At 57.8% G+C, this 16,151-nt stretch carries 23 protein-coding genes; 15 read left to right on the forward strand and 8 right to left on the reverse strand.

Annotated elements, in window-relative coordinates:
* The 3 genes from BGIM_RS0124765 to BGIM_RS63260 all read left to right on the forward strand — a co-directional run.
* The coding region (locus tag BGIM_RS0124765; protein ID WP_029630433.1) for an ATP-dependent DNA helicase at positions 1–1,335 on the forward strand (1,335 nt) is incomplete at its 5' end.
* Entirely contained in the window at positions 1,322–1,750 is a 429-nt protein-coding gene (locus tag BGIM_RS0124770) for a hypothetical protein (RefSeq protein ID WP_020472412.1), read from the forward strand. The genes BGIM_RS0124765 and BGIM_RS0124770, both read left to right, overlap by 14 nt.
* Before the next feature lie 232 nt (positions 1,751–1,982).
* On the forward strand, positions 1,983–2,615 hold the full coding sequence (locus tag BGIM_RS63260; RefSeq protein WP_157369387.1) for a hypothetical protein: 633 nt from the start codon (positions 1,983–1,985) through the stop codon (positions 2,613–2,615).
* A gap of 100 nt (positions 2,616–2,715) precedes the next feature.
* On the opposite strand, the gene BGIM_RS0124780 is transcribed toward BGIM_RS63260, so the two are convergent.
* The 4 genes from BGIM_RS0124780 to BGIM_RS0124805 all read right to left on the reverse strand — a co-directional run bounded on the left by BGIM_RS0124780 (position 2,716) and on the right by BGIM_RS0124805 (position 4,862).
* Positions 2,716–3,288: a J domain-containing protein gene (locus BGIM_RS0124780; RefSeq protein WP_020472414.1), complete on the reverse strand. Its 573-nt coding sequence runs from the start codon at positions 3,286–3,288 to the stop codon at positions 2,716–2,718.
* A 380-nt stretch (positions 3,289–3,668) separates the two neighbouring features.
* A complete protein-coding gene (locus tag BGIM_RS0124790) occupies positions 3,669–3,923 on the reverse strand; it encodes a hypothetical protein (protein WP_020472415.1) in 255 nt (84 codons plus the stop codon).
* 157 nt (positions 3,924–4,080) lie between these two features.
* Positions 4,081–4,293 (reverse strand): hypothetical protein, encoded by a 213-nt coding sequence (locus tag BGIM_RS0124800; RefSeq protein WP_020472417.1) that lies wholly within the window; start codon positions 4,291–4,293, stop codon positions 4,081–4,083.
* A complete protein-coding gene (locus tag BGIM_RS0124805; protein WP_020472418.1) occupies positions 4,290–4,862 on the reverse strand; it encodes a hypothetical protein in 573 nt (190 codons plus the stop codon). The genes BGIM_RS0124800 and BGIM_RS0124805 overlap by 4 nt, the downstream gene beginning before the upstream one ends.
* Positions 4,863–5,055: 193 nt before the next feature.
* On the opposite strand from BGIM_RS0124805, the gene BGIM_RS0124810 reads away from it, so the two are divergent.
* Positions 5,056–5,700: a GP88 family protein gene (locus tag BGIM_RS0124810; protein ID WP_084760043.1), complete on the forward strand. Its 645-nt coding sequence runs from the start codon at positions 5,056–5,058 to the stop codon at positions 5,698–5,700.
* Positions 5,701–5,763: 63 nt separating this feature from the next.
* Here the strand turns inward: BGIM_RS0124810 and BGIM_RS0124815 are convergent, their stop codons facing one another.
* A complete protein-coding gene (locus BGIM_RS0124815; protein WP_020472420.1) occupies positions 5,764–6,372 on the reverse strand; it encodes a hypothetical protein in 609 nt (202 codons plus the stop codon).
* 107 nt (positions 6,373–6,479) lie between these two features.
* The gene (locus BGIM_RS0124820; protein WP_029630437.1) at positions 6,480–7,787 is read right to left on the reverse strand and encodes a helix-turn-helix domain-containing protein; all 1,308 of its coding nucleotides are present in this window, start codon (positions 7,785–7,787) and stop codon (positions 6,480–6,482) included.
* 228 nt (positions 7,788–8,015) lie between these two features.
* On the opposite strand from BGIM_RS0124820, the gene BGIM_RS0124825 reads away from it, so the two are divergent.
* The 8 genes from BGIM_RS0124825 to BGIM_RS0124860 all read left to right on the forward strand — a co-directional run bounded on the left by BGIM_RS0124825 (position 8,016) and on the right by BGIM_RS0124860 (position 12,379).
* Positions 8,016–8,828: a ParB/RepB/Spo0J family partition protein gene (locus BGIM_RS0124825; RefSeq protein ID WP_020472422.1), complete on the forward strand. Its 813-nt coding sequence runs from the start codon at positions 8,016–8,018 to the stop codon at positions 8,826–8,828.
* A 2-nt stretch (positions 8,829–8,830) separates the two neighbouring features.
* Positions 8,831–9,028: a hypothetical protein gene (locus tag BGIM_RS61520; RefSeq protein WP_020472423.1), complete on the forward strand. Its 198-nt coding sequence runs from the start codon at positions 8,831–8,833 to the stop codon at positions 9,026–9,028.
* A 26-nt stretch (positions 9,029–9,054) separates the two neighbouring features.
* Positions 9,055–10,761: a type IV secretory system conjugative DNA transfer family protein gene (locus BGIM_RS0124835; protein ID WP_020472424.1), complete on the forward strand. Its 1,707-nt coding sequence runs from the start codon at positions 9,055–9,057 to the stop codon at positions 10,759–10,761.
* A gap of 12 nt (positions 10,762–10,773) precedes the next feature.
* Entirely contained in the window at positions 10,774–11,073 is a 300-nt protein-coding gene (locus tag BGIM_RS0124840; RefSeq protein ID WP_029630439.1) for a hypothetical protein, read from the forward strand.
* Positions 11,074–11,207: 134 nt separating this feature from the next.
* Entirely contained in the window at positions 11,208–11,375 is a 168-nt protein-coding gene (locus tag BGIM_RS63265) for a hypothetical protein (protein WP_020472426.1), read from the forward strand.
* Between the two features lie 48 nt (positions 11,376–11,423).
* The gene (locus BGIM_RS63270) at positions 11,424–11,597 is read left to right on the forward strand and encodes a hypothetical protein (RefSeq protein WP_020472427.1); all 174 of its coding nucleotides are present in this window, start codon (positions 11,424–11,426) and stop codon (positions 11,595–11,597) included.
* A 53-nt stretch (positions 11,598–11,650) separates the two neighbouring features.
* The gene (locus tag BGIM_RS0124855) at positions 11,651–12,013 is read left to right on the forward strand and encodes a hypothetical protein (protein ID WP_020472428.1); all 363 of its coding nucleotides are present in this window, start codon (positions 11,651–11,653) and stop codon (positions 12,011–12,013) included.
* A gap of 153 nt (positions 12,014–12,166) precedes the next feature.
* Entirely contained in the window at positions 12,167–12,379 is a 213-nt protein-coding gene (locus tag BGIM_RS0124860) for a helix-turn-helix domain-containing protein (RefSeq protein WP_157369389.1), read from the forward strand.
* Here the strand turns inward: BGIM_RS0124860 and BGIM_RS0124865 are convergent.
* Positions 12,372–13,394, reverse strand: a complete 1,023-nt coding sequence (locus BGIM_RS0124865; protein ID WP_020472430.1) for a tyrosine-type recombinase/integrase — start codon at positions 13,392–13,394, stop codon at positions 12,372–12,374. The genes BGIM_RS0124860 and BGIM_RS0124865 overlap by 8 nt on opposite strands.
* Positions 13,395–13,912: 518 nt before the next feature.
* On the opposite strand from BGIM_RS0124865, the gene BGIM_RS0124870 reads away from it, so the two are divergent.
* Genes BGIM_RS0124870 through BGIM_RS0124880 form a run of 3 tightly spaced genes read left to right on the forward strand, consistent with a single transcriptional unit; the run spans position 13,913 to position 15,944 of the window.
* A complete protein-coding gene (locus BGIM_RS0124870; protein WP_020472431.1) occupies positions 13,913–14,215 on the forward strand; it encodes a hypothetical protein in 303 nt (100 codons plus the stop codon).
* A gap of 53 nt (positions 14,216–14,268) precedes the next feature.
* Positions 14,269–15,468, forward strand: a complete 1,200-nt coding sequence (locus BGIM_RS0124875; RefSeq protein ID WP_020472432.1) for a DNA polymerase Y family protein — start codon at positions 14,269–14,271, stop codon at positions 15,466–15,468.
* 2 nt (positions 15,469–15,470) lie between these two features.
* Complete coding sequence (locus BGIM_RS0124880) at positions 15,471–15,944, forward strand: hypothetical protein (RefSeq protein ID WP_020472433.1); 474 nt, start codon at positions 15,471–15,473, stop codon at positions 15,942–15,944.
* Here the strand turns inward: BGIM_RS0124880 and BGIM_RS65995 are convergent.
* A partial coding sequence (locus BGIM_RS65995; RefSeq protein ID WP_193789013.1) for a hypothetical protein occupies positions 15,945–16,151 on the reverse strand: 207 nt, incomplete at its 5' end. It abuts the gene before it with no gap.

A 16,151-nucleotide genomic window follows, 5' to 3' on the forward strand; every position in this document is an offset into this window, starting at 1 on the left:
GGAATCGACAAGCCAGTCGCCATACTCGCCCCGACATCCGCAGCGAGCCGAGGCGTGCTTCGGGACGACGGTTTCAAAGACGCCGACACCGTGGCCGCGTTCATCGGCAACAAAGAATGGCAGGAGAAAATCAGGAACGGCGTCATTTATGTGGACGAGGCGGGCCTGCTCCCGATCAAAGACCTGTCCAGGCTGACCGAAATAGCCAAGGAGAAGAATGCCCGAATTGTCATCCAAGGCGATCCCAAACAGCACAAGAGCGTTCTTCGCAACGGAAACATGTTCCGCGTGCTGCAGGAGTATGCCGGTCTCCCCGTGGCCGAACTGAAGGACATCCGCAGACAGTCGGGACGCTACAAGGAAGCCGTGGCCGCCATCGAGTCCGGAGACATCATCAAAGGGCATGACATCTTCACCGACCTGAAGTGGGTCAAGCAGGTTTCGGACGACACCTCGCTGGCGGACGATTACCTCAACGCCCTCGCCACCAAGCGTCACGACCAAAAGGACCGGGACCGCGCCATCATCCTCGCCCCGACCCATGCGGAAGGCGACGCCATCACGGCGGTGTTGCGGGAACGGTTGAACCTGGGGGAGGAAACCACCTACCGCAGGCTGGTCCCCTTGCACTGGTCCGAAGCGGAGCGAGGGGATTTGGAGCGTTACTCGGGAACGGAAACGATGGTGTTCCACCGCAACTCGGGCACATTCAAGGCCGGACAGGTGGTCAAGGTGTCCGAATGGAAGCCGGGCGACCGTTTCAAAAGCCCCGAGCACTTCGCGGTTTACGAGGAGCGGCAAATCCCGATTGCGGTCGGCGAGGTCATCCGTACCACGGCCAACGTGAAAGACACGCAGGGCAAGCGGGTGGACAATGGGACATACATGACGGTGCTTAAAACCTCGGCCAAGGGAATCGACGTGGAGATGCCGTCGGGCTGCAAGCGAACCCTCCCTGCTAACGTCGGCCATATCGACTACGGCTACGTCGCCACGAGCATTGGCGGACAGGGAAAGACGGTGGACAGGGTCTTCGCGGCGATGGGCAGCGAGAGCGCCCCGGCGGTGAAGATGGAGCAATTCTACACCGACCTTTCCCGAGCACGTTACGAGGCCACGATCTACACCGACATGCCTCCCCAGAAACTTCGGGAAGTCATCCAACGGACGGACACACGCAAGAGTGCCACGGAATTGATGACACCGAAGAAGAAGCCCAAAAAGCGTCTCATGGACCGCATCAAGCGAACCTACAACCTGTTGCGCGAGAAGGCTGTGGATGTTATCAGACAACCGTTCAAACAGCAGGAAAGGGAAGACCATGGCCGACAGTGAAACACTCAAGGAGATTTTGTTCGGCGCCAAGAAGAAAGCGGAGCCGGAAACACCCATGGAAGAAGGCGACACGGAAGGCCAGGTGGACGTCGGCCCGTGCGGATGGGTTTGGGTCAAAGGCTGCAAGGCGATCGACGTGGAACGCGGCGGCAGCCACCCCACGGTCAGCTTTCAATACGTTTACATCGGGGTCGCTTCCGAATTCACACCCACGATGTTCTGGGTGGAGTTCGTCGGGGAGAAAACCTGGCGCCTGACGGTGGAGGGAAGAAACCTCCGCTCAATTTATGACCGAATTCAGGACCACTGCCTGCGGAAAATTCGACAGGCGGATCGGGATTTCAACGAGGAAAACGGGAAACCATTCGTGAAGTGCATCAAAATTGATGGCAAATCTACAGAAAAACCCGATTAGCGCGAACCATCCGAGATTCAAGTGCGTCAGTGAGATGGATGGGTATGCGAAAATTTACCCTGACGGTGATGAGTTAATCCCGTTCGGCCCCGTAAATTTGAAATGGTTGTGAAACCATAAATTCCCACCTCGCCCACCTGCAACGCACGACGATCTGTATCACACCCCATAGTTCGCAGACGTCATCCCGGTAGCGTCTTAGTTCTCAATTCTCTTTTGAGGAGCTTGCTTCATGGATGCCATATTTGCCGCGTTGAAACTGTCCCCGAAAGTAAAAATCTCTCGCAAAAAGAAGCTCTCAATAAATCTTCACTGCTTTGAAGATCGCGATGTTCCGGCTTCATTCTCAAATCCGTTGAGCATTACCCAGCTTTCTTCAATCACGGGATCAACAGTCGCAATTCGGCAAGCCAGTAGCGCGCCCACCGTAGATTCTCAGGCCAATACCTCGTCATCTTCATCATCGTCAAATTCATCAACTACACAGGTGGTTACGAGCAATGACACAAAAACCACTGTTACAAACAGCCAAAATTCCGGTGGAGGAACGACTTATTCTTTGGCTTCCACAAACAACACCGGCAATTCGACAGTCACACAAAATGGAAACGGAACGTCCATAAACACTGTGACGGGAAACAGTTCCCAGCAAAACAGCCAGACTGTCAATCAAACTCAAACCGTCACAGAAACGCACACTGTCACAGAAACGCACACAGAATCCAACGAGACCGATCCGTTGACCGGCGGCAATACCACTCCACCCCAGACTAGTCCGAGCACTCCTTGGTGGCAGGACAATCCTTCTTGGCCTGGCTCAAACACCTCTAATTTTCCTCTCTACGGTGGTCCGGCTGGTCAATGATCTCGATGCGATCAAATCGCCTGATGATTAATCAGGCAGCTAGTGTGACACTGCCATAAGGCGTTCTCCTTGAGGTCGAAATAGTTGACGAGGAGGTTGCTCACACAGGCCTCCTTAGCAACTCGGCACGCGCAGCGTTCAGCTTCGCCATTTGATCGTTGCTGCCGCCAGCGTCGGGATGGGCTTTCTTCGCCTTCTCCCGGTAAGCCGCTTCGATTTCGGCTGGCGTTGCTCCCTGCTTAACGCCCAGCACGTCCCACGGCTTCGACATTCCCGTGCTTGGCGGCGGCAGGGCGGCATATCCCCGGAACGCCGCGCGCACGAGGTTCAGTCCACCATGGCGCAGCTTCGTCCGTTCGGCTTCGATGACGTGATGGATGGCCTGAAGGTTCTCCTCAATGCGCTGGTAGCGGTCCACGGCGATGCAGGTGGAGATGCCATCCCAGGTGAAATACACTGCCACCCCGGCGTCCTTCGGGTTCCGCTCCATCAGGGACACATTGCTAGACACCAAAATATTCTCGACCTTACGGCCGCTGTCGGCGGCGAAACGCTTCAACGAACCCTGTACGTTGTCGATGGATGCCGTCAGGCTGGTTTTGAACTGGCTTTTGCCTGGCGAAGTGGTGCGAGTCCAGCTTTCGGGCCAGGATAACGGGTACGCTTCGGTCATGGTGCAGTCCTTTGAAGTTTGTGTTTCATCGTTCCCTTCCGTTGTGTTCCCGGTCGTTAATCCAAATCCTCATCAACGCGATCAGCGCGCCGAAGGTAGTTCCGCCAAGCAAAAGGTTGGAGGTGATTCTGGCAAACGCTAGCTGGCGTTTGGGGGTCATGGTTTTGCCCACAGGCTACGATGCGTGTAAACAACGCAATGGTCTGCCGCGCTGTCGTACTGTGTGCAATGCCACATTGACGGCGGCAATGTGTAGCTGGCAAAAAACAGCATTGTGCATATCAGGCAAACCATAAAGAGCACCCCAAACGACACTAATCCAAACTCTTCCACTCAATACCTCTTTCTGCCTCTCGGGCGTTGTTACCGGTTAATTTTCTTCACTTCGCCCAGAAGTGCTCATCCAAGATCATAGGCAGCATCCCCTTCACACTCTCGATGCCCTCGTTGTACCCGCGTTGGTAATCGAGGGATGGAGGATACGGCTCTCCCGTTTTCACCGGAACACAGGCTTTCCAGTCTTTCTCTGTCATTTTCCATTTATCGAGGCCGACAGAAACCCTATCAAGAATTCCCTGCACCAGCCGCTCAAACTCTCCTTGCAAGTCGATCAGTTCCGAAAACTCATTTGACATGCTTCATTCCAACTCTGTTGCATTCTGACCTCACGGCTACAGCAACGGCCAAAGCCATTCCCACGCACGCACGGACAAGTACAACGCGATGACCATGCCGTTCAGCCACACGGCTGTCTTTATCATTACGCCAAGAAATTGACCCAGTCCGTCCATGTCATTTATCCTTCAATTGCAGTTTCCCGTCTTTCTTCCTTTTCCACCCCGCGAACACCTGGCGTATCCGAGAGGCGATGATCGGCTTGATGATGATCTTCCCAGACAGGTAGCGTCGAACCGTTCGGACATCGACCGGAACAGCACGGGCGAGACGGGTTTGCCAGCCTCGCCCGTGCCTGTCGCCGAGAGTGCGGAGTTCAGCGGGGGTCATGCGGCGTTCGAGGATGAAGTGATCTGAAGCGTTGTCCGATACTTTCCTCCTCCCCAACTCAGCGGGCGCTCCTTCTTGCGGATCATCTCGTTCACCTTCTCGATGGCCTCGGCCAAGTCGGGGTACACGTCGTTGAGGGGTTGATCCTCGGGCAGGTCATCGCCGTAGTAGTCGTCCGCCTCGATCTCCCACGCATAGTTCGGCTCGCAGATCACCAGTCGCAGGCCTTCCGGCTTGATCCCGTTCAACTCGCAGTAATCCCACACGCTGTCTTCGTCCCAGAAGTATTCGTCGTCATCGTGAAGCGTCAGCGGCGTCGTGCGGTCCCACTCTTGGAACGGCATCGCTTCGTATCTTTCCAGCCGCTGTTTGTCGCGACATGAGCGGCATAGGGTGTAGCCACGATCCATCTCGGCCCCGCAATCGCAGAGAAGGTGGGTGCAGCCGTCCCAGCGGGCAAGGTGCTCGTTGTCGCCGCAGAAGTGGCCGTTGCGCGACCGCCAGCCTGTGACAGTTACCTGCTGGGCTGCCTCGGCGCTGTCGTACATGACCTTGGGTTGCTCCTTCATTGTTGCCTTCCTTTCTCCCGCCGGGCTTCATTGCCCATGCGTTTGAGGACTCTGCGCCCCCTTCGAGCTTCTGTCAACAACTTTATGCACCTCACCTTTCACTTGCGCGAATCTCCAATTTGCGCTTTCCTGCCTCACGTTTCGCCCCCGTGCGTATCGTGAGGAATCTTCAATGTCTCGCGTCGTTAGAGGAATGGTTACACAGTCCAATGACAAACTTGGCGGGTCAGTGTTTCACTTTGACCTGCCTGCTGGGCGTCACGGCACTTGTCCTGGTCGGACTTCGACCTGCGACTCTCAGTGCTATGCCCAGCGTGGCCGATTTTTGTTCCCGCAGGTTCAGGATCGGCTTGCCTACTGCTACGCCGCCACCAAGCGAAAGGACTTCGTTCCCCGCTTGGTGTCGGAGCTATATCGGAAAGGTGTTCTGGCGATGCGGTGGATGGTGAGCGGCGACGTTTACAGCCCCGGTTTCGCCAAGAAGGTCATGGCGGTCGCCGAGGGCACGCCGTTCTGCCGACATTGGCTTTATTCGCGATCTTGGCGAATACCCGCCATTGAGGCCGTGCTACGTGATCTGGCTCTGGTCGATAATGTGTCGGTCTGGTATTCAGCCGACCGCGACGCCTTCCCCACGGAAGTGCCGCCGCGCGTCAGGGTGGCTTACATGATGTCCGATGCGGATGACCACCCGGTTCAGCCCGTCGATCTGGTGTTTCTGGTTCACCGGCTACGAAAGATGGCGTTACCCATGGCAAATGTTTGTTTGCAAGAGACGCCGGAAGGTCGTGAATCAGGAGTCACCTGCTCAACGTGCCAGGTTTGTCTCCCCGATTAAAAGAGAAGCCCCCGAACACAGAAATGTGTCGGGGGCTTTTCGTTGAAGTGGTTCGCCGGATTGTTAGTCCGGGATTCCAGCCCCCTGCTCAACCTTCGCCCCGATCATCGCGGCGGCTTTTTCCATTGTCCGGCGGGCTTCGACGTGTTCGGCGTAGGTGTAGTGACCCTCCGTCCAGCCTTTTCCCCAGCCTCCCTTTCCATCGCCATCACCATTGGAGAAGCCCCACTTGAAACCTTCGTCCTTGAGCATCTTCAAGACGGGGTGTGGGCGTTCCTTGCTGTACTTCACGCCCTCGTCATCCACCATGTCGTTGGGGTTTTTCTCAAATCTGATGACCCAGGCTCCGGGAAAGCCTCGCTTGCGGTCGGGTTCCTCCTTCAGCAAGCGGACGCGGTTCTCGTCACCGGCGATGCTCTCGATGGCGTGCGGATTGGGGGCCTTGAGGATCGGCTTCCGCTCGACGGCTGCCGCGTGTCCGTTGCCCGATGGAGCGTGTTGGCTGGCAAAGCGCTCCGGCTCGACGCTGGTTGACTCGGCGACTGCGTGGATGATCTGCCCTGCCTGCTCCTGCAATGCGGGGTCGAAGTCCTGGGGATTGAAACTGGTATCTTCCGAGGTGACGGTTGCCGTGTCTGAAGGTCCGGTTTCCTTCTTTCGAGTCTTGGCCATAGATGTTCCTTCCGTTGAGGTTTTGCGCCTGCCAGTCGACCTCAACGAGCGACTGGCAGGGCAGAAAGGAACTAGCGTGCTTTGCGTGGAGAGTCAACAGTAGAGATCTAGTCCGATACGTTAGGACTGAACTGTATGCTTGTTTTCTTGTTCGCGTCCCGAGTAATTACGCATGTTATTTTAGTGTCTTCTGGCACGGTGATGTCTTGATCGAAGAGAACTTGCTCGCCTAGTGTCAAAGTCAAGTGCTGCCTGCCGGGGGTCAGTTTAAATTCATAATTTTGCTCTGGCGGATTATCGTCTTGATCTTGTGCGATAGGGCCTTTTGAACTTTTAGCAATATCCATGATAGTTTTATTCAAAGCAGCATTAAGTTTCTCTGTGTTTACCTCATTAGGATTTTTCGCCCATTCATCAGTCAGCTTGATAACTAATTTGTGATTATCTTCTATGTTCCGAACCATTTCAGGATCGTCTTTGACTCTTTTAACCAGATCGATCTTATTTTTGGGAATGGATTCTGCGAGAGCGACTGTAGGATCAATCTTCGGACCCTGTCCTCTGGCAATCCATGCGATGACTCCTGACAAGCTGACGGCAATAGCCATGGCCGCTAGCCAATAGCCTGATTTGGATCGAATGACCATTAGGCCGCACGCGCAGGCCATGAGAATGCCGAAGATAGAAAATGACTCAAGTCCAAGTGGAAGAAATGATATTATGCCGCAGATGATTGATGACCCGCCGGTCATATGCTGAGCCACGCGAAACCGGTTGTTCCGAAGCAATGAGTGATCGCTTAAAATTTCTCGTTCAGTCGCTGGCGTAGTTGTTGCGTCTTCGACCGGAACAAACCCTCCCACACTTGTTGCCTTTAAGCCTGCAAGCCGGTTTTCCTTGAACGCCTGTTGTAATTTCTCTGCATCTTCAAGCGTCATACGAAGCGTAAATTTGATGCTTCCGCTCTCGGTTTTCATAATTTGGATGCCATTGCTTGTCTGAAGAATTATTCTTAGCTGCTTGATTAATTCAGCCTCACCCTCCCTGGTGAGTTTTGAATAATCACCCTCGATAACCAGCGCGATGTCGCCTATTTTCGTTACGGCTGCGTTCTTTGGGTCTTTCGCGACCATTAGTTCTTCAAACGTCATTCCGAATTTTCTGGCCACCAAGACTACTGTCGCCATATCGACGGCATGACCGGCAACCAAGTTCTGTATGGAGCGTATCGAGACTCTTGGGTCTGCATCGGCGAAATCTTGAAGTGTCCATCCTTTGAGCGATCTTAGCTTCTGGATCAGTTCCACGTTCACCAAAACCCCTCTTTGTCTTTTTTTCTTTGTCATGGCCTCTGCCTTATCTTGCAGTTTTCTTGCATGTATCGCGCGGGTTAAGTTGCGTCGCGTCTTTTTCAAATGCCTGTAACTTGGCAATATGGAAGACTTGATGACAAAGTATGCAAGCTGCTTTTCATCAATTCATTAGCTGGACCCCCAGACAGCTTAACAAAGGACCTGGCCATACACAGCGCGAAATTCACGCAAAAAACCGTGATTTCGCGATTGATGGTCTGATTCAAGATTTCTTTTCCAGTCACCCGCACCATCCTGCCGCATCCGAGCAGGCCGAGGAGGTTCTACGCCATGCCGGTTCCATTGAAGAGAACCGTCGAAAAGCGACGTGCCCGCGATTTGAAGGCGAGGCCACAGGTCCGCAGGACGTTCCCAGCCGAGGAAATCCTGCGAAACCTCGCCCGGTCCGTGCTCACCCGCCAGCTTCACCCGCTCATTATCATGCCGGGAGACATCATCCTCGACGGCGAGGGGCGTTGGCGGGGGATGATGCTTGAATCACCCGATTTTGAGTTCGACGTCATCTGCGTGGACCGGGAGTTGACGCCGTCCGAGATCGGCGAGTTGCAACTGATTTCGGCCATGCACTCGACCGCTCTGAACCCCTTTGACCAGTCCGTCGCCATCCGGGATTGGCTCGCACAAAACGCCGGTTCCACCGCGAAAGAGCTTGCGATCAAAATCGACCTCGGCCAGGCCATGATTAGCAAGCTCAATTCGCTGTGGGGGACGATACCCTCCGTCATCAAAGCGGCGGAGGAGGGCAAGATCGGCCCCAGCGCCTGGTATCAGATGTCCCTGCTGCCCCAGTCCGAGCAAAACGGCTTGCTTCAAATGCACCTGTCCGGCCTGCCCTCGGCACAAATCGCCGAGGCCGTCCGAAAGGCCCGCCAACCCGCCAAGCCCGCCAGCACGGTCAAACTCTCCCGCATACGGCTTCCACTCCCCACGGGTTGCGTCGTGCTCGTGACGGGCGAAGAGATGGATGGTGACGGGCTGGTGGACGCGCTCTCTTCCGCACTGGAGGCCGCCAAAAAAGGCAACAAAGAAGGCATCGACGTGAAGACGCTGTCGCGGGTCTTGGCCGACAAAGCGAAGGGGTGACCATGGTCTCGCAATCCCTCATCGCCCATCACGCAATTGAAATAGCGACGGTGGTCATGGAAATCGTCGGGCCGTGCCTTCGTGACGACGAGAAGGCCGAGGCGTTCGCGTTATTTGCCGAAGCGGCCAAGGCCACGCTCGAAAAGTACGAGATGCTGGCCGAGCGGATGGATCGAAGGATGAATCCCTCGCCCAATTAACCAACACTTTAACCGGAAGGTGAAACATGAAATTGATTCGACGTCTGCTCATTGCCTCGGTCATCATTGCGGCGTTTGACGCCGTGATGATGCTGGTCTTGTTTCGGTATTTGTGGGTGGCCGCCCTGGTCGTCTGCGTCGCCATGTGCCTGAGAGAGACACGGCGTTCGAGTGATGCTTTTGGAAGCGCCCGCTTCGCTTCCCCGCAAGAATTGCTGGACATGACCGAAAGCAATCAGGAACCGATAATCGGCCATATCCAGGGAAAAATCACCCGGCGGCAGGGGTTAAAGGCCCTTTTTGACAGGAGGCTTGAGCCGAACAAGGGTGTCAGGCGATTTTTGGCCTCATGCCAGCGCAGGCAGCATCGCAAACTGGTCAGGCTCAAAGACGCCGTGCATGTCGCCGTTTTCGCGCCGACGGGGGTGGGCAAAGGGGTCAGCATTGTGATTCCGCATTTGCGGACCTCCGCCGACAGCATGGTGGTTGTTGACTTTAAAGGAGAGCTTTTTCGGGAAACCGCCGATGCCCGGCGAAAAATGGGCCACCGTGTCGTGTGTCTCGATCCGTTCGGCGTCGCCGGCGGGACCGACACCTTCAACCCGATGATGGGATTGAGTGAATCACATTTTGCCCTGGACGAATGCAACGACCTCGCCCAGGAAATGGTCGTCCGGACTGGAAAAGAGCACGACGAGCATTGGAACGACAGCGCCCAAAGCTTGATTTCCGCGCTGCTCGGCGTCACGGCGATCTTCGCGGACGAGGACGACAAGCACCTGCAATCGATGCGGGGCGTTGTCTCGGACGACCAAAAATTGGAAGTCGCTATTTCCTCGGCCCGCAACTCGCCCGCCTGGGGCGGAATGATCGCCAGGGCGGGCCATCAACTCGCCCAACTGAAGGACAGGGAGCGGGCCTCGGTTTTGAGCACCGCCCACCGCCACCTGCGGTTCCTCGACACGCCGGCGGTGGCTGTGAACACCAGGGCGAGCACTTTTGACCCGGCGGAACTTTGCAAGGGCAAGATGACGGTGTACCTCGTGCTTCCGCCGGACCACATGCGCGCCCAGTCGGGGCTTCTTCGGTTGTGGATCGGATCGTTGCTGCGGGTCTGCGTCAAAAACGGGCTTCAGGAGAAAAGCAAAGTCCGGTTCATTTTGGACGAGGCGGCCAGTCTCGGGCCGATGGACGCCATCACTGACGCCGTTGACAAGTATCGTGGCTACGGAGTGCGGCTGTTATTTCTTTACCAGTCCCTCGGCCAACTCAAGAAGTGCTGGCCCGGCGAACAGGATCAAACCCTGCTTTCAAACGTCACCCAAATCTACTTTGGAATAAACGATTATCAGACCGCCGAGCAGGTTTCCAAAATGCTTGGGGAATCAACGATCACCATTTCAAGCGGAGGCACCGGGTCCAGCAAATCGCAGCCGGGGTCGGGTGACAAGGGCGGCGCCAGCTACTCGACGTCAGCCAGCAACAACTGGCAGTTCGGCGGACGATCATTGATGCGGCCGGACGAACTATTGAACTTGGACAAACGCGTCGCCATCACGTTCATGCCCGGGTATCGCCCCATCTCGACGTGGCTGTGCCGGTCTTACGAAAGCGACTTTCAGCCGGAACGGGAGATGGGCGTGCTGAAGGCCGCCTTCGACTCTGTCTGCATGTTCCTGACTGTAACCATAATCGCCGCGATGGTCACGGCGTGTGTGTTTGACCTCAAGTAAGGGGGGATTGCGATGTCTGATCCGAAAGAACGCTTTAGGGAAATGCTGAAAGACGAGCGGGTGGCGGTCGAGCCGACCGAGCCGGGCCCTTCCCTCGCCTCGCTCCTGAAAGAAGCCGGGGGCGCGATCTGGGATGCCGCCAAACCAATGGCTGAACACGGCGCCCACGAGAGTGCTGCTCTTTTGTTCCGGGGCGATGCGTTTGTGATGTACCAGCATTCCGGCCAGGAGCAGGATAACCAAGGCCACGGCCTGCACGGCGAGGGAATGAAGCAGCCCGAGCAGGAGATCGAGCGCGGCGGGCGTGAGTGATGCCCGGCATGACCACGGCGACATGCGGCCAAACCCAAACGGGAAGCGCCTGCTTACAGGGCTTTTGACCACGGGTTGAGCCGCCGCCACCAGACAACAACCCTTATGTCGCCCGTCATCACAAGGAGCACGCCATGCTTTTTGCGTCAGTCGTTGAAAACTTGTGCTGGTCGATGTTTTTCGTCCTCGCCTTTGCGGCCATCCTCGTCCCCAAGGCGTTCGGGGGGGCTGACGGCGACGGGAAGATCAAGGCCGCCGTCCAGGAGGGCCTCGCCCGGAAAATCGGGTCCTGGTTCAAGTGAGCGTGTCAACAGTCCAAACCTTCAAGTTTTTCACCAAGGGAGCATCTCATGTTTGCGGAAACCTCGGGCGTCGGCCCGCTGGGCATCTTTTTGTTCTTTGCCGTCATGGCTTTTGGCCTGGTCCGGGCGTTTAAGAAAATGTGCAACCTCGACAGCGGCGGGGCCGTCCGCTCGGCCGCCAAGGAAGGTCTGATCCGCGGGATCGGGAAGTGGCTCAAGTAATTCAATCACCTCGCGGGGTGCCTGCGGCCCCGTATTTTTCAAGGAGACTCATCATGGAACTGGGCTGGCAAATCGCCTTTTTTGTCGTTGGCAGTTTGGTGACCTTCTCGGTCGCCGCCACCGTGATTTCAGACATTTTTAACCGCATCAGTTGTTTTCTGTTCGGCCCTCATCCCTCCATCAATGATTTGGCGGCGGAGATTCAAAAGGCATGGCCTTTTCCTGGATGTGATGTGGCGTTGACCCACTTGAAGTTGTCGGAAATTCGCCTCAACCCCCACATGCGGGACAAACTCATCGAAGAATTGACGGTGGCCGCGTCCATCGCAATCCCGAGGTTTGTCGAGAAAGCGGGGGGCGAGTACATGACCCTCGTTGCACGTTCTTCGCCCGCATACAAATCGCGCCGCGCCTAGGCCTATCCGGCGTCGGCGGCCATCCCGTGGCGTCCAAGGCTGTCGCGGCCTCGGGATGCCACACGACAACAAATCGCGCGGGGCGGGCATCGCGACCCGCCTCCTTTCCATTTCAAAATTCACGCCATGACCCACACCACGCAAGGAGTTGCCATGACCGTCAAGCAAGCCGCCGGGCGGATCGGGGTTTCGGTGTCCTTGATCTACGCCCTCTGCCAAGAGGGAATCATCGCCCACGCGCGCCACGGCCGGAAAGGAAAGAGGGGCGTCATCCGGATCGAGGATGCAGAAGTCGAGCGTTACCGGGAGGCTTGCAAGGGGGGCGCCGGCCTCCCGCCCGGCCTCAAACACATCCGCGTCAGCTAGTCGCCTTCTTCGCCGCCTCCCGCATGTGGGCGACCTGTCCGGCGAGGTGGCCGTAGGTGGAACTCACCATGTCGGTGCTGGTGTGGCCGAGGAGCTCCGCAACCTGGGCGATGCCGACGCCGTTGACCAGCGCCTGGGTCGCGAAGCTGTGGCGGGTGGAATAGGCGACGAAGTGTTTCAAGTGGGGAAGTTTCTCCCGCAGTCGCCGGAACCGGCAGCGGATGCCATTGCGGGTGAACGGGGTTTTCTTTCGCGGCCCCCGGAACAGCGGCCCCTCGGGATGGAGGGCCATCAACTCGCGGCTGAGTTCGACCATCTCCGCCGTCAGGTAGACCATCCTGGGCTTCTTCGTCTTCTTCGACGTCTTGTGGGTTTCAAACACCCACACGCCAAGTTCGAGGTTGACGTTGGCGGCGGTGACGCGGGCGACCTCGCCGGGGCGGCAGCCGGTGGCGAGCATGGCCCGGACGAACTGGCGAAATTCCCTGTCGATGATGGCGCCGAGGATCTCGGCCTGCTCGTCGGCGGTCAGGACGCGGGTTCGCGGGTTGTTCGGGGCGACGGTCAGCGTCCGCAGGGGGGAGGGGGAAAGCACCCCCTGCTTGTCGGCCCAACTGAAGGCGGTCTTCACCGACAGGGCGGCGTGGCGGCGGGAGGCCTTCCAGCCGGGGTTCTTGTCGAGCCAGCGGTTGACGTGCAGCGGCTTGATGTCCTTCGCCGGAATGCGGCCGTGGGCGGTGCAAAAATTTTGCAGGTAGCCCAGGTGCATCTGGTAGGTTTTCGGCTCGTGATGCTTCTGGCTGTGGTCGAGGAAAAGGTCGCACAGCACGGCGGTGAGAACGTCCTGGCCGGCCGGCAGCCCCTCGGGGCGTCCGGCCATGAGTTTGTAGTAGGCGTCGAACGCCTCTTTCTCGGTTTCTTCTTTTGGCCCCTTGGCGAGGCGGACCTGTTCGGTCCCGAATTGAACGTACCACGCGGATTTCGAGGCGCGATACCAAGGTTCTGGCCGACGCATGAGTAATCCTCCCGTTGGAACACGGGTGAGCCGGAAGGCTTACTCTTGGCCCCATCCCCGGTGACGACGGGGGTGGGGTTTTTGCATCTCTGCCCGATCTCTGCCTGACTTGGGGCCGATCTCTGCCCGAAACTCTGCCCGGCAGTCTTTGCTCATTTTAGGCGGTGAGCGAAAATGCCGTGAATTTACGAGAAAAAAAGGATCGGGCTGGCGGGATTTGAACCCACGACCTCCTGCACCCCAAGCCCAAGTCGGTGAGGCCGGTTTTACGCAAACTCCTTGATTGTAAGGGGTTTTGCGATTGGCGAAGACCGGGAAAATCAGCCCGCCTTTGGAAGTTTACACCCAACTTTTCCGTGTTTTTCGGGCCATCAACCCGCGAGTGGCGTACTTGTACACCCCTCCCCTGTCGCCCTGCGTCGTGATCCACACGACCGAAAATATTCCTCAGCTGCTTTCCACCGCCACGCCAAACCATACTACCTTTGTGTACAGATGAACACTATGTGAGCCGCCGCATGTCCAAAAGTGTGTATGATTTCATCCACCTTCCTCTGACCACCACCAGCCCCAACTATGACGGGGTGTCAACCATTCGCGCCTCTGATGGCGTCATTCACCGGGTGCGGGCGGGAAAGGCCGAGTTTGCCAGCGGGCGATGGTGTCTGGTGGCGTTGCAATTGGAGATTCGCGGCGTGCTTCAACGCCTGCGATTCCGGGACAACTCCGAGTTCTGGGTCAGACTTGGCACGCTCGCCAGCCCCGAGCGGGCGGTCGATGTGTTGTCGGTCGAACAGCTGGCCAATATGACCGCCGCGTGAACAGGAATCGAGACCGGCAGGATGCCGCTTTCGCCCCCTTCCACGGGTGATCCATGTCCCTGATAGCTCATCTCGACGCTGATTGTTTTTATGTCTCGGCCGAGCGAGTCCGCCATCCCGGATTGAAGGGGAAGCCGGTGGGTGTCATCGGCAACCAAGGCGCATGTGTGATCGCCAAATCCTACGAAATGCGAAAGACCGGTGTGAAAACCGGCGAGGCGATCTGGGAGGCCCTCAAGAAATGTCCGGACGGGATTTACCTCAAGCGGGACTTCCGCTGGTATGAGGCCCTGTCCAAGCGGATGCTTGGCATGGTTCGGGAACGGCACCCGATGACCGAATACTACTCCATTGACGAATTCTTCTTCCAAATTGAGAAGCCCGAGCGGGCCAGGGATCTTCAGCTCCTGATCCTCCGGGACGCCGGCCTGCCGGTCACGGTGGGTGTGGCCCGGTCCCGCACCCTTGCCAAACTCTTCAGCGACACCGCCAAGCCGTTCGGCGTGCGGGTCGTGACCGACGTTGCCACCGAGCGGGAACTGCTGGCGAAACTCTCCGTGCAAGAGATCAGCGGCATCGCCGACCGGAGCGGGAAGAAGCTGGCCGAACGGGGAATCAACACCTGCCTCGACTTCGCCGCCGCTGACCGGCGCCTTATCCGCTCATTGCTGACCAAAACCGGGGAAGATCTCTGGTGGGAGTTGAACGGCCACAAGGTTCAGCCCATACGGCCGGATCGTCCGCAACACCAGTTCATCAGCCGGGGCGGCAGCATCGGCGGGGCCTCGGGCGACGAGAACAAGATACGCGGCTGGCTGGCGAGGAACACCGAGCGGCTGGTCGAGGAGCTGGACTATCACGAGGTCCGTCCCGGCCGGCTGACGCTGGCCCTGTCGGTCAAGGAGGGCGAATCCGTCGGCGAAGACGTCCGGCTGGAGTCTCACACCCGCCGGTTTGACCTGTTGATGGCGGCCTCCGCCCGCATGCTCGATCGCGTCTGGCGTCCCGGCCTGATTGTCTCGCACATGCACCTGATCGCCGGCGACCTCCGGCGGGACGGTTTTGTCCAGCGGAGTTTGTTCGATCCACCGGATGAGCCAGAGTCATCGCTGGCCGTGGCCAAGAAAGAGATCAACGACAAGATCGGCCGGTTTGCGGTCAGGTCGGCCGCGACCCTCCACATCCCCGAAATGTACCGAGACCGCTCGCACGAATTCGACGTGTGTGACATCCGGGGAAAGATCTGTTTCTAGCCATGTGCAGCGCCGTCTCCCTCGACTTGAGCAGCATTCCGAAGCACATCTTCGACGAGCATGACCTGCTCTCCCGTGTCTACGATCGGGGCGGGAACCAGCCGGAGATCCAGTTCGCCATCACCGACCCGGAGCCTTTGCTGCCCGTTCTTGACGGCGGCGTCTTCCGGCTGATGCGATGGGGCTCACGCGACCGGGCGGGACGGCTGCCGACCACCGGCTGGACCTGGCGGGGATCGGTCGAGGGCGGGGCGTGGGCGAAGATCGGTTGCCCGACGGAGCCGGTCACGATTCTCGCCGACTACGGTTGCGAAAATCGCTTCTGGTACAAGATCACCAAAGGCATCCACGGATTGATTGTCCGGCCCGAGGGGGAGCCTCCGGCCGTGTTCATGATCTGCGAGGAACCGACCCGCTACTACCGAGTGATGACTCGGGGCGAGCGGATGCCGTGGCTGATCGACGAGGTAATCTGATCACGCCGCCCACCTTCTCGCCGCCTCGGCATATCCCCTGCGGGCCGCGATCCGACGCCGGCAATTCTCGACCAGTTCGCCCGTGATCGCGGCCCGCAGCTCGGCCGCCCATCCCCGCCGGTTCGGCCGGCACAACACGACATATGACGCAATGCCGGGATTGTCGGCCGTCAGCAGTTCGGTCGCCCGCCGGCGGTCGTCCTCGTC

The organism is Zavarzinella formosa DSM 19928, assembly GCF_000255705.1.
Lineage (GTDB): Bacteria > Planctomycetota > Planctomycetia > Gemmatales > Gemmataceae > Zavarzinella > Zavarzinella formosa.